The 13,324-nt window shown below is 57.7% G+C and carries 11 protein-coding genes; 7 read left to right on the top strand and 4 right to left on the bottom strand.

Features of this window, described 5'->3' with window-relative positions; all coding sequences use genetic code 11:
• Positions 1–82: 82 nt before the first annotated feature.
• A complete protein-coding gene (locus tag J5274_RS25495) occupies positions 83–766 on the bottom strand; it encodes a GntR family transcriptional regulator (RefSeq protein WP_219275765.1) in 684 nt (227 codons plus the stop codon).
• Between the two features lie 748 nt (positions 767–1,514).
• Between J5274_RS25495 and J5274_RS25490 the strand changes: the two genes are divergently transcribed.
• From J5274_RS25490 to J5274_RS25460, 7 genes are all read left to right on the top strand, one after another.
• Positions 1,515–3,569: a methyl-accepting chemotaxis protein gene (locus J5274_RS25490; RefSeq protein WP_219275764.1), complete on the top strand. Its 2,055-nt coding sequence runs from the start codon at positions 1,515–1,517 to the stop codon at positions 3,567–3,569.
• Positions 3,570–3,948: 379 nt separating this feature from the next.
• On the top strand, positions 3,949–4,254 hold the full coding sequence (locus tag J5274_RS25485; protein WP_219275763.1) for a hypothetical protein: 306 nt from the start codon (positions 3,949–3,951) through the stop codon (positions 4,252–4,254).
• Positions 4,254–4,622, top strand: a complete 369-nt coding sequence (locus tag J5274_RS25480; protein WP_219275762.1) for a response regulator — start codon at positions 4,254–4,256, stop codon at positions 4,620–4,622. Before J5274_RS25485 ends, J5274_RS25480 begins: the two co-directional genes overlap by 1 nt.
• Positions 4,619–6,658 carry a chemotaxis protein CheA gene (locus J5274_RS25475; RefSeq protein WP_219275761.1) on the top strand — a complete coding sequence of 680 codons (2,040 nt, stop codon included), beginning with the start codon at positions 4,619–4,621 and terminating at the stop codon, positions 6,656–6,658. Before J5274_RS25480 ends, J5274_RS25475 begins: the two co-directional genes overlap by 4 nt.
• On the top strand, positions 6,655–7,152 hold the full coding sequence (locus tag J5274_RS25470; protein WP_219275760.1) for a chemotaxis protein CheW: 498 nt from the start codon (positions 6,655–6,657) through the stop codon (positions 7,150–7,152). Before J5274_RS25475 ends, J5274_RS25470 begins: the two co-directional genes overlap by 4 nt.
• Before the next feature lie 387 nt (positions 7,153–7,539).
• Positions 7,540–8,019 carry a chemotaxis protein CheW gene (locus J5274_RS25465; protein WP_219275759.1) on the top strand — a complete coding sequence of 160 codons (480 nt, stop codon included), beginning with the start codon at positions 7,540–7,542 and terminating at the stop codon, positions 8,017–8,019.
• An 18-nt stretch (positions 8,020–8,037) separates the two neighbouring features.
• A complete protein-coding gene (locus tag J5274_RS25460) occupies positions 8,038–8,916 on the top strand; it encodes a protein-glutamate O-methyltransferase CheR (protein ID WP_219275758.1) in 879 nt (292 codons plus the stop codon).
• 467 nt (positions 8,917–9,383) lie between these two features.
• On the opposite strand, the gene J5274_RS25455 is transcribed toward J5274_RS25460, so the two are convergent.
• Genes J5274_RS25455 through J5274_RS25445 form a run of 3 tightly spaced genes read right to left on the bottom strand, consistent with a single transcriptional unit; the run spans position 9,384 to position 13,184 of the window.
• Positions 9,384–10,469 carry an HD domain-containing phosphohydrolase gene (locus tag J5274_RS25455; RefSeq protein WP_219275757.1) on the bottom strand — a complete coding sequence of 362 codons (1,086 nt, stop codon included), beginning with the start codon at positions 10,467–10,469 and terminating at the stop codon, positions 9,384–9,386.
• Positions 10,470–10,479: 10 nt separating this feature from the next.
• Positions 10,480–12,684: an ATP-binding protein gene (locus J5274_RS25450; protein ID WP_219275756.1), complete on the bottom strand. Its 2,205-nt coding sequence runs from the start codon at positions 12,682–12,684 to the stop codon at positions 10,480–10,482.
• Positions 12,684–13,184 (bottom strand): molybdopterin-dependent oxidoreductase, encoded by a 501-nt coding sequence (locus J5274_RS25445; RefSeq protein ID WP_219275755.1) that lies wholly within the window; start codon positions 13,182–13,184, stop codon positions 12,684–12,686. The genes J5274_RS25450 and J5274_RS25445 overlap by 1 nt, the downstream gene beginning before the upstream one ends.
• Between the last annotated feature and the right edge of the window lie 140 nt (positions 13,185–13,324).

The following is a 13,324-nucleotide window of genomic DNA, read 5'->3' as shown; positions in this document are numbered from 1 at the left end:
GGCCGAGGGAAATTTATGGCCTTGGAGTTAGCGCGGGGGCTAAGCTTTCCGATTTGTTTCGATCGTCGGCATGCCAGTCAATCTACCTCAAGATGAGCCGACGCTGTTCTTCCAACAATTGCATGGCTACCACACAAGCATTCCGCACGTGAAGCGACGCCAATTTCTCCGCCTCAGGTGCGTCCCGGCGCCTCAGTGCAGCCGCGAGGTCGTCGATTTCTGTAAGGCTTTGCGAAATACGGTTCGGGTGCATCAGCGATGTGGCGCGCAGAATGTTAATTCGCGAGAACAGACTCTGCAGCACCTCTTTGAGGAGGTGATTTCCGCAATGTGCGAGCATGATATTATAATGCAAACTTTTCGCGTCAATTACCCGAGTGGTATCACCCGATTGTGATTCACGTCTTAGGAATTCCGCTCCTTTAGCGAACTCTTCGATGGAGGCATCGCTGCCATTTTGGGCGAATTCTCGCGCGGCGAAGCCTTCCAACACGCCGCGAAGCGCGTAAAGCTCACGCGCCTCCTCAAGCGATATGATAGCGACGACCGGACCCTTATGAGGGACGATCTCCACAAGCTTTTCCGCTTCAAGCTTGCGGAGCGCTTCACGCAGCGAAGTGCGGCTGACACCAAGATCTTCGCACAGCTCGCGTTCGATCAGGCGGGAACCCGGAACATAACGTCCGGACGTGATATTATCACGAACAGCTTTTTCGCTCTGACGGCGCAGCGTATCAGGCTGCAAAGCGGCTATCCGTGCGGTCATCTCGGCTACCTCATACTACATTATGACCATCCGTCATTAACACGAAATATCTTTATCAAACAAGTTGATGAAGCCGGGACATTGGCAATCATCAGCAAGTCCAGCGCCGCAGGTCTCCTTAACCCGCCGGGCCTTGCTTCCTTGTAGTAGTCGGCTGAACGCACCCGTCCGACCATGAGGCCGTGCAGCGTCTTCTTGTCGGTTTCCCGCGAAACGCAGACGACAACCCACCATTGTATTAGGATTCTCAGTCTGAGACGACGGCGTCTATAAAGTATTAAAAATCGTCATGTCTGAATGAGTAGTCCGGTTTCGTACAGTCTGTGAACTATGCGCGGCATGACACAACCCCAGTTGACCCGCGTTACAAATTGGGGCGATACTTTAGCAAATAGTTAACTATTACAGCTTCTAACTAAGGTTGTAGAACATCTGGTCGAGATGGTCCCTTCGCATGACGCGACAATAAATCACGTTTTTTAGAACTGAGTTCGGGTGGTCGTCTCCTGAGGCGGCGACAGGAATTCACGCGTTTCGACATTGAAGGCAAGATATCAGCTTTTCGCTCTCATGAAGGGCTATCAAAGGGGGCGAGGGCTTGGGGCCTTATGAATCGAGTCATTCCAGATGGCTCTGATGACCTGCTCGGCTTCGACAAGCCTGGCCAGTCTGTTCTCAACGTCAGCGGTCGTATGCGACGATATCAGATAAATCAAGTCCCAAAACAGCTTCCGATAGGGGAAATAGAATGTCTTTCTACACACAAATGAAGAAATCTTCCAGATCTCGGGTGGTTCTGGACGAAATAGAGCGGCTCTGTGGCAGCGTTTCCCGCGGGAACCTCTCCGAGCGTGCAAATCTCGATGTAGCGACAGGCGAAGCCAGAGAGGTGTTGATCGCTATCAACCGGTTGCTGGAGGAGAGCATGGAGCCGATGCAGACGCTCGGAGCATCTATCGCGCGTATGTCAGGAGATCACGACAAGGGCAACATCGATGTCATGTTGCCCTCAGAGGAGTTCAAGGGCGATTTTGCCATAATGGCCAAGGGCGTCAACGATATGGTCAGCGGCCATATCGCGGTCAAGAAAAAGGCCATGGCCTGCATCAAGGAGCTCGGCGAGGGCAACTTCGAAGCGCCACTTGAGCAGTTCCCAGGCAAAAAGGCTTTTATCAACGAGACAATCGAAACCTTGCGCGCCAACCTCAAAGGCCTGATTGCCGAAATGAATACGATGTCTATTGAGCACGATAAGGGCGATATTGATGTCTTCGTACCGGAAGAAAAATTCAAGGGTGACTTTGCCGTCATGGCCAAGGGCATCAACGGCATGGTCAGCGGCCATATCGCGGTCAAGAAAAAGGCCATGGCCTGCATCAAGGAACTTGGCGAGGGCAATTTTGATGCGCCGCTCGAGCTATTCCCCGGCAAGAAGGCTTTCATCAATGAGACGATCGAGACCCTGCGTGGAAACTTGCGGGCGATTATTACTGAACTTCACCGGCTGATTGCGGCTTCTACGGCCGGCAAACTTTCAGAGCGCGGTGCTCCAGATCGTTTCGTTGGGGATTTCGCCAAGGTAATCTTCGGAATCAACGGCATGCTGGACGCTATTATTCTTCCGATCTCAGATGGTAATCGCGTGCTTCTTCAGGTGAGTGTCGGTGACCTTACCCAGCATGTGGGAACCGAATGTAAAGGCGATCACGAGCGTATGAAGAATGCGATCAACAATATGGTCGACAATCTGCGTAACACTGCAGCCATTGCCAACCAGATCGCCAGTGGCGACCTGACCGTTGAACCAGAGCCGCTTTCCGACAAGGACACGCTGGGAATCGCTCTTCTGTCCATGGTCGAGCGACTTCGCGGAGTCGTTGCCGATGCATTGACCGCCAGTGACAATGTATCAGTGGGTTCACAGAGGTTATCGTCCGGTTCAGAGCAACTTTCGCAAGGTGCCACCGAGCAGGCCGCAGCGGCTGAAGAGGCCGCGGCCTCAATGGAAGAAATGGCGTCGAATATCAAGCAAACCGCTGATAACGCTGCTCAGACTGAAAAGATCGCACGCCAATCATCGAAGGATGCCGAAGCTTCCGGCGAGGCCGTCAACCGGGCCGTGGCTGCGATGCGCACGATCGCCGAGAAGATTTCCATTGTTCAGGAGATTGCCCGCCAGACCGACCTTCTCGCTCTGAATGCAGCCGTGGAGGCGGCCCGTGCGGGTGAGCATGGCAAGGGCTTTGCCGTCGTTGCCTCCGAAGTGCGCAAGCTTGCGGAACGCAGCCAGTCTGCCGCTGCCGAAATCAGTGGCCTTTCGAGTGAAACGGTGAGCATTGCGACGGACGCCGGTGCGATGCTTACCCGACTGGTGCCAGACATCCGCAAGACGGCAGAGCTGGTATCGGAAATCTCCGCTGCTTGCCGCGAACAGGATATCGGCGCCAGTCAGATCAATGAAGCAATCCAGCAGCTCGACAAGGTGACCCAGCAAAACGCCGGTGCTTCCGAAGAGATGTCGGCAACCTCTGAAGAACTTGCCGCACAGGCCGAGGAACTTCAGGCCTCTATCGCCTTCTTTAAGGTCGACAATGCCGGGAGTGATAAAATGCAGGCATCTCGTGGTCAGCCGGCCAAGGCTTGGCTTAAGAGTAACATCCCGGCAAGACCGGCAGCCAAGGCACCAACATTCAAATTTGGCCAAACGGTTGCAAGCCAGCAGGCTCGTGTTAAGGGCTTGATGCTCGATATGTCGATGGGGGGGCCGGATTCCGAAGATTCTGACTTTAAAGAAAGCGCATGATCGGGGCTACGAACGCCTTTAAATCACCGTATGTGACGTTCGATCTCAAGGATGAATGCTTTGCAGTCCTGTAGAGGTGGCCAAGGAAATGCTTGACGACGAATGCGCTTTCCGCATCTCCGGACTGCTTTCCGGGTCTGCGCGGAATTGTGCGAGCAAACGTCCCAAGGATCGGTCTGCACGGCTTGACATGGCGGAAACAGAAAAGCGGCTCATATCGGCTTTCCCATGTCGTAGTTGAGGCCTGGATCCTGCCATAGCGATCGAGACATTACTCGGGTGGGACGGATCACAGCCCACAGGCGATGGCAAGCGTAGGACCCCGCGAACGCAGAAAACTTGATCATGTTGCGCAAACCATTGCCACGAGGAATTTGAAATGAGCGAAACGACATTGCTGCCGAATAGTATGCGCCTTCCGCAGATCGTTGCGATCCAGACTCTGCTCGCGGATTTGCTGGATAAGAACTCCGTCGTTGAACTGTCTGTGCCCGAGGGCGCTGAGGCGGACCTGTGTTTCGTTCAATTGATCGAGGTTGCGAGAACGAGCGCCAAGGACAGCGGCAAGAGTCTGCGGATGAACGCTCCGGCAAACCGCGTGCCACTCGATGTCCTTAAACGCGAAGGGTTTCTGGAAGCCGCGTCTCCCTCGGCGGATTTCTGGCTATGCAAGGAGGCCGTGTGATGTCGGCAAAAATCCTCACAGTCGACGATTCCGCCAGCATTCGAATGACCACCAAGATCTCCCTGTCCAACGCCGGCTACACGGTGACGGAAGCGGTCGATGGCTCCGATGGCCTGGCCAAGGCCAAGAGCGGCTCCTTCGATCTGATCATCACCGATCTCAACATGCCTGTTATGGACGGCCTGACGATGATTGAGGAGTTGCGCAAGCTGCCCGAGCACATGGGCGTGCCGATCATCTTCCTGACGACGGAATCCGATGCCGACCTCAAGGCCCGCGCCAAGGCGGCCGGTGCCACCGGCTGGCTGACCAAGCCGTTCGATCCTGAAAACCTGATCAAGATAACCCGCAAGGTGCTCGGCCGATGAACACGCTCGATCCGGTTGCCGTCTTCCGCATTGAAGCTGCCGAGGTTTTCGAACAGATCGAAAGCGGCCTCCTCGACCTTACCCGCAGGCTCGACGACAAGGCGCAGATCGACGCGGTGTTCCGCGGACTGCATACGCTGAAAGGCTCCGGGTCGATGTTCGGCTTCGACGCGCTGGCCGCGTTCACCCATCATTGCGAAACGGCCTTCGACCGTGTCCGCAAGGGTGAAGTGCCGGCAACTGCCGAACTGGTTGCTGCGGTGCTCGCGGCGCAGGATCACATGCGTGCCCTGGTCGAGACGCCGAACGGCGATCATCAGGCGGCGGGTGATCGCCTGCTGGAACTGCTGCGCGCTGCCGTCGATGGCAAATCCGCAGAGCCGGTCGTAGCTGCTGCAAAGGACGCATTGAACCGTTGGCGCATCCGCTTCAGCCTGCCGCACAACGCTATGATCAACGGCACCAACCCGCTCGGTCTGCTGGATGAATTGCGCGATCTCGGCGAATGCCGGATCGTTGCCGATACTGCCGGAGTTCCGCCACTCGACCTGCTGGTGCCGACGGAACTGCATCTCTCCTGGGAGGTGTTTTTGACATCCGACCAGCCGCGCTCCGCCATCGATGATGTTTTCATCTTTGTCATCGACGACATGAAGTTCGAGGTCGAGACGCTGACGGACGCCGTGGCGCCAGCCCCTGTTGCCGAACAGCCTGCGATCGTCGTGCCACTGCCGGTGGCCACTCCACTAGGCACGGTCGCTGTTCCAGCCGCTGTTGTTATTGTCCCGGCTGCCGAGACATTGCCAGTCAAGATTGAAACACCATCATCGCCGCCGCCCGCCGATGCCCGCCAGGCCAAGGCATCCGAAAGTGTCCGCGTTCCGGCCGAACGGCTCGACGAGCTGATGGACCGTGTCGGGGAGCTGGTCATTGCCCAGTCGCGGCTGCGGCAATTGGCCAATTCCAGCGCCGAACTGGCATTGCGCTCCGTCTCCGAGGAAATCGAGCGGCTGTCGGGCGAACTGCGCGACACGATGATGGTCTTGCGCATGGTGCCGGTCGCCACATTGTTCAGCCGCTTTCGCCGTCTGACCCATGATCTGGCCCGCGAGACCGGCAAGGTCATCGAACTGGTCACCGAAGGCGAAACCACCGAAGTCGACAAGACGGTCATCGAGCGGCTGGCCGATCCCTTGGTGCATCTGGTCCGCAACTCCATCGACCACGGCCTGGAGCCGCCGGCCGAGCGCCTGTCGGCCGGGAAGTCCGAGGGTGGCACCGTGACACTCTCGGCCCGCCAATCCGGCGGCGAGGTCATCATCTCGATCAAGGACGACGGTCGCGGCATCAATCGCCAGCGGGTGCGTGCCAAGGCCGAGAGCTCCGGGCTAATCCAGCTCGGCCAGGTGCTGACGGACAGTGACCTGTTGCAGCTGATTTTCGCTCCCGGTTTCTCGACCGCCGCGCAGATCACCAATCTCTCCGGCCGCGGCGTCGGCATGGACGTCGTCAAGAAGACGGTCGAGGCCTTGCGCGGCGCCATCGACGTCACCAGCCATGACGGGCAGGGCTCGGAAGTGTCCTTGCGCATTCCGCTGACGCTGGCGATCATCGATGGCCTGCTCGTGCGGGTCGGCACCGGTCGCTATGTCATTCCGCTTTCAGCGGTCGAGGAATGCCTCGAACTGTCGCTGGAAGAGGATCTGCGCTCGCGCGGTCGTAGCTTCATCTCGCTGCGAGACAGCCTCGTGCCTTTCCTCAGGTTGCGCGAGCTGTTCCGCACCGGCACCAAGCCGGATGTGCATCAGAAGGTAGTGGTCATCTCGACCGGCACGGAACGGGTTGGTCTCGTCGTTGACCAGATCATCGGCGACCACCAGACGGTCATCAAGTCGATGTCCAAGCTGCATCAGGATGTCTCGACATTCTCCGGTGCCACCATTCTCGGCGACGGCAATGTCGCGCTTATTCTCGACGTCGTCCACCTGGTCGCCGCCGGTCAGCAACAGGAGGCGCAGTTGCGTGCAGCAGGATGAACCAGTCCCTTCAGAACGATAATCACTGGAACGACACCGATGAACTCGAGGTCCTGACGTTCGATCTGAACGGCGAGACATTTGCGCTCGAGGCGGCAATGGTTCAGGAAATCCTCGACCTCCTGCCGGAAACTGCGGTGCCGGGAAGCCAGCCTTTCGTTGCCAGCGTCATCAACTTTCGCGGCAAAGTCATTCCGCTCGCCGATCTGCGCCTTGCCTTCGGCATGGAAGCGGCAGCAGCGACCATCGACAGCCGCATCGTCGTCATCTCCCTGACGATCCAGGACGAACCGACACTGGTCGGGTTGCGAACGGACAAGGTGAATGAAGTCACCACGCTGGCGAAAGCCTCCAGCGAAGCGCCTCCGAGCGTCGGCATGCGCTGGCGACCGGACTACATCAGCTACCTCGTCAAGCGCGGCGGCGAATTCATCATCCTTCCCAACCTGCAGGCCATTTTTACCAGGCGAAGCAGCAGGGCAGCTCAGATCTAATTGTAGCCACAACATCTGCAAAGGGCCGGCGCAGTATCGACAGCGAGATTCATCAAAAGTCCCGTTCGACGGGAACAGAAAATCTATCATGAAAACCATCATAAATCACACGGGCGGCCACTCGAAAGGTACTTAACATGCCCTCCCCCATAATCCTGCTTGTTCGGCTCCGGCTGCAGCCCAGCGCGGCCGTTCCTTGCACACCGCTTCCACGTCATCCAACAACACAATACACCCCAGCAGTCTCATGCCAAGCGTTTCGCGCTCGATTTGGCGATGAGAGGACCTGAAGCGGCAGGGGGGACTTCCGCGATATCGCTTAAAGTGATTCGGCGCTTTTTAGCCGCTCCGGACAACCCCGTTTCATTTTCTCTGGGAAAAACATCAATGGTCTCAAACGTTCAAGAAGCTCAATTCGTGACATTCAGTCTTGGCGACGAGATGTTCGCGGTAACAGTCGATGTAGTGCGGGAGATCCTCGATTATGCCGAGGCCTTCAAGATTCCGAACGGTCCCGACTATCTGCTCGGGCTGCGGGACGTCCGCGGCCAGGGTGTGCCGACGATTGATCTCCGGCTGAAACTTGGAATGTCTAAGACGATCCCAACCTTCAACACAAGGGTTCTCGTTCTCGACGTTCCGGTGGAAGACCGGCTGCTGTCGCTCGGCCTCGTCGCCGACCGCGTCTACGAGGTGACGAGCTTCCAGCATGCCCAGATCGGGGCCGCCCCAGATATCGGTGTGAGGTGGCGATCGGGCTATATCGCCGGCGTCGTTCATCATGACAGCGGTTTTGTCGTCATCGTCGATCTCGCGCGGCTCCTGTCACGCGAGGACACATCGGCCTTGTCGGCCGCACAGCGCTAAATTCGGAGCATCAGGCATATGAGGGTAGCGCAGTCCGAATCGCAGTCGCCGGGAGATCGAATCAGCAAGCGAAATTTCGACAAGCTGGCTCGTTTCATCTACGATTACAGCGGCATCAAGATGCCGCCTACCAAGCTGACCATGCTGGAAGGGCGGCTGCGCCGGCGTCTGCGGGCGACCCGGCACGCGAGCTTTGACGACTATTGCGATTTCCTGTTCAATCACGGCGGCCTCGACCAGGAGACCGTCTACCTTATCGACGCGGTCACCACGAACAAGACGGATTTCTTCCGCGAAACAAAGCACTTCGAATATATGCTTTCAACGGCATTGCCGGCGCTGGCGAACAGCGGGATCAGGACTATCAAGACCTGGAGCTCGGCTTGTTCGACGGGCGCCGAGCCCTATACGATGGCGATGGTGCTTGCCGAATTTACGGAGGGGCGCAACGACCTCGCTTACAGCGTTCTGGCAACCGATCTCAGCACTGACGTGCTGCAGGCAGCCCGCAAGGGCATCTACACGGTCGACATGATCTCCCCCGTTCCGCGCAAGCTTCGCAAGAAATATGTCATGGTACCGAAGCAGCAGGGGCGCGGCGAGGTGCGCATTTCTCCAAAACTGCGGTCGAGGGTCGGCTTTGCCCGCATGAACCTGATGGACCAGAAGTATCCTCTGGGCGAACCCGCGCACATCATCTTCTGCCGCAACGTGCTGATTTACTTCGACCAGCAGACACAGTTGGTGGTCCTCACACGCCTATGCGACTGCTTGGCCAAAGGTGGCTACATGTTCATCGGCCACTCGGAATCGATCACGGGGTTCAATCTACCGCTGAAACAGGTGTCGAACACTGTTTTCCGGCGGATAGATACACCCGACATGGAGATGCCTTGATTGCTTGGGGTTTGACGGCTTTTCGAGGCGATCAATGCGGACACGCCTGGCGACAACGGGGGCTGCGGTCTTCGTTTCGATGTCTTCGGCGCTCGCGTACCCGCGCAGCCTTTGCCGCCGTGAGCCCTGAGGCCGAACTCTTCGGACATCGGGCTCAATCAAGTTCACCTCATGACCCACCGAGCAGATGCGCTCGCCCCGCGCTGCAGGTGCGATCATGACGTTGGCTTGCCATTCCCTCTCGATACCGCTGAGCTGGCTTTTTCCTTTGGGTCATTTTGGCGTCTATCGCGTCGGACTTCCCTTCCTATTTGGCCTGGCTCCTCGTGCAGCCTTTGCGCCCCTCATAGTGCTTGCGCTCACAAAACAAGACGCTTGCGCTGAATTCTAGGCTGATCGGAGCAAACTCGGCTATGTTCGCGAAGTGACTGCAATTGGCCTCCGTTTTTGAGTAACGGATATAGCCGTCAGGCGGCGACCTCTCGGCCTCCGTCCTCAAAACATGCCATAATCTCGTCGGGTGCCTCCCCGAAACGAACTTTGATTTCGATGATCTGCGGAAGTGCGACCTCAAACGCCTGGACGCATGCGGGATCGAACTGAGAGCCTGATCGGGACAGTATGTGCACGACAGCTTCTTCGACCGACCAGGCGTGCTTATACGGACGGGCCGTGGTCAATGCGTCGAAGTTGTCGGCCAATGCGACAATTCTTCCGGCGATGGGAATGTCTATCCCAGACAACCTGGACGGATAGCCTTGGCCGTCCCACCTTTCATGATGGGTGGCGGCGATCTCAGCGGCGAGTCTCAGAAGGCTTGATTTCGAGGCGCGCAGGATGTCGCATCCCAGAAGCGTATGAGTCTGCATTTCGGCAAACTCCTGCTCGGTGAGCTTACCCTTCTTCAAAAGCACGGCATCCGGAATGCCGACCTTTCCGATATCGTGCATCGGCGATGCAAGCTTGATATCCGCACACTCCCTCCGGGTCAGGCCCAGTGCTTCCGCGATCACCTCTGAATATGCCCCTACGCGCCTTGTATGCCTCGCCGTCTCGATGTCCTTGAAGCTGGCGGCTATCGAAAGGCGGTCGATAATCTCCTCCTCTCTCTCCCTGATCTCCGCAGTTGCTTTGTCGACTTCCTGGCGTAGCCATTCGGCCTTATCCGCGAGCTTGTTACGCGCGTCGACCAGTGCAATCAAGTTACGCATCCGCGCCTGGAATTCGAGCGGATTGACGGGTTTGTTTAGGAAGTCGATGGAGCCAGCGTCGAGGCAGGCCATGCGGGTCGCCATATCGGTGTCCGCGGTCACCATGACGAATGGCTTTCCGCGGTATTTCTCGAACATGGTGATTTCTCGGAGTAACTCGACACCGTTGTAACCCGGCATCTGGTAGTCAACGACCGCTAGATCGAAATCAAGTTTTGGCATGGCTGCGAGGACATCGCCGGGATCGCTGAATGTCACTGCCTCGCAGCCACCGATCTTGGCGACCAGCTTCGTCAGGAAACTCAGGTTCGTTATGTTGTCGTCGACGAGAAGTATGCGCATGCGTAGCTCCCTAAGAGGCAATCAACTGTCTATGGTTCTGTAAATCCAGATGCAGCGCCTCCAGCTCCCGGACCGAAAACGGTCGACTTGCAAACGCCCGCGCACGACACGCGAGGTCTTCCAATCCGAGATTGGCCGCAGCGCCGGTGAGCTTATGAAGCAGCCGATCGAGGTCGCCGTTGCTACTGGCGGCCATGGCCTCTCGCAGCTGGACGAGGATGACGCCCGCGTCGTCGAAGAAGCCGTCGAGAAGTTCGCCATACGCTTGCTCGCCAAGAGCTTCCAAAACGTCCCGCCTGTGGCTGCTCCCTTGGTCAGTGTCAGAAACCGGACTAAGACGCCCGCGATCCTTCTTCCCGGGCAAAGCGCTCCTGTCGGTTCGCCCGATCAGTTGGGAAAGCTGGCGCAACGTGACAGGCTTGGTCTCGAAACCCGTCATTCCGACAGCTGCACAGAGACGCCTGTCGTCATCGGAGGCGTTGGCCGTCATCGCCACGATGGGAACGTTGTGCCCCCAGGGAGAGCCCGCCCGAATGCGTCTGGTCGCCTCTATCCCGTCCATGTGCGGCATCTGCATGTCCATGAGCACCAGATCGAAGTCGGCGGCTTCCGCCGCCTTGACCGCTTCCACCCCGTCATTGGCGATGACGACCTGCTGTCCGAGATGGCGCAGAAACCCCGCCGCCACCTGCTGGTTGACGGCGTTGTCTTCGACCAGCAAGACACGGAGGCACCCGAGATCGCCAATCGCGATCGGGTCCACCAATGGTACCGGGGTTAGCGCACGATCCGCCGCCTCAGCCGGGATTTCAAACCAGAAGGTGCTGCCCTGCCCTTTCGCGCTTCTTACGCCGATCCTGCCGCCGAGTGACTCAGTGATCTCCTTGCAGATGGTAAGGCCGAGACCCGTCCCGCCGTATGTCCTCGATATAGACGCGTCGACTTGCGAAAAGGGTTTGAACAGCTTGGTCTGGCCCTCCTCGTCTATGCCTATCCCGGTGTCGCTTATCGCAAAATGCAGTTTGCTGCGTCCGGCAATTGTTTCCTGCGAGAGCTTGACGGCGACAACACCCCTAGAGGTGAACTTGATCGCATTGCTGAGGAGGTTCAGGACGACTTGCCGGACGCGCGTCTCGTCCGTCACCACCAGCATGTTCAACAGCTCTCGGGGAATGTCGGCAACAAGCGTGTTCTCCCTCTCAGCCGCCCTGTCGCGGAGCATTTCGACAGCAGCGGACACAAGCCCGGCGATATCCGCAGGTCCGAGGTGGACGTCGATCTTGCCGTTTTCCAGCTTGGCGAAATCAAGGACTTCGTTGAGAACTTCGAGCAACGCCTGGCCCGACCTGCGGATGGTCTGGATGCCGATCCTCGTGCCGTCCGGAAGGTCGCCGAGTTCCAGAAGCTCCGCGGTCCCTAGAATGGCGTTCAGCGGCGTTCGAACTTCGTGACCCATCGTCGCCATGAATTGCGACTTGGCTTGGTTTCCGGCTTCGGCCCTAGCGTAGGCGTCGGTCAGTTCGCGCGCGATGTTCTCGAATTCAAGACCAGCGAGACGGACGGACCGCAGTTGCCGATGGAGTGTGAGAACGAGCACGCCGACACACATGGCCAACAACGCCGTGACGATCCCGGTCTGGATTTGGAGCGATTGAACGGCATTTCTGGCGTCGGCCCTCTCCGCGCTGACCTTGCTGTTCACGCCGGTCAGCAATTCTTCCGTTTCCGAAAGCAAAGGTGCGAGCATGACGACGAACTCATCCAATTGGGCGAGGCTGGCATCTTTCTTTGCGGCTATCGCGTCGAACCACGGGGCTTGGGACAGAACCGCCGTCTCGATTTGAGCGACGCGTTGGCTTAACTCCGGCACCCTCTTCAGATTGAGATCGAGGTTGGCTTTTTTCAGAATGGCCATGCGCGAATAGAGAATGTCGAAGCGTGTTGACAGCTCCTCGAGCGATCCGGGTGAAATGTCCCGACGAATGCCCATCGCATTGGCCACTTCGCTCAGGCGACGCGCCTCCCGATCGAGTTGGTAAACGGACCAGAGAGCGTTCTCGCGTATTCCGTCCTGAAGCGCCTCATACCGGTGGTAGATACCCGAAAGGAGATATATGACCCCGACCAGCAGGAGCGCCGAGAAAAGCTGCAGCAGCGCAGTCACCTTGCTGACGCGGCGTATCACGTCGCCGTTCTGTCGGGCGGTTCCTTTCATCACTTGGCTTCGATCGTCTTGATCTGCCAGACGGAACGCGAGAAGTACTTCTCGTTGTAGAGGGAGCTATCCTTGTCGAATGGATAGACGAGGAACAAGGGCCCCTTGTCCCGGACAGGCATCGTTTGTCCATCCATCCGCGTTGCTAGAATTGTGTCCATCGCGGTAGCGTCGGTAAAAGGTATTTCTGCGGCATAGTCGTTCAGCGCGACCAGCTTGATCGTCGTACCGTGAAGACCAGCCGCATCCAGCACGGCTCGCAGAAGTGGCCCGGAGAACTCTACGTTGCCTGTGGTCCAGGGGGTGGCCATCGTCGCCCTGCGACCTTGCAATCCTTCGAGCATGGCGAGATCGAACTGGGCTGTCTTGCCGACATTGGGATGATCCAAATTCCCGGTGACGGTAAGGACCACGTCACCCTTCGGCGCGTCGAGTGCGAAGGAGCAGGCAGGAAAAAGCATCACGGCAGCAATCGCTGCCGTGCGAACGTATGTGCGCATTTGAACACCTTGTTTGTCAGATTTCGATGCTGGGCCGGAACGACATGCCGTGGGGGCTCGTCCAAGGCTTTCAACAGCGTTATTTACGCCCGAAAGTCAGCGCCGATATCATATCGGCGTCAGCAGATTTGCATGGACAC

The sequence above is a fragment of the Rhizobium sp. L51/94 genome (assembly GCF_019355555.1).
GTDB classification, from domain to species: domain Bacteria; phylum Pseudomonadota; class Alphaproteobacteria; order Rhizobiales; family Rhizobiaceae; genus Rhizobium; species Rhizobium rhododendri.
This window is presented reverse-complemented; position numbering and strand designations above follow the sequence as displayed.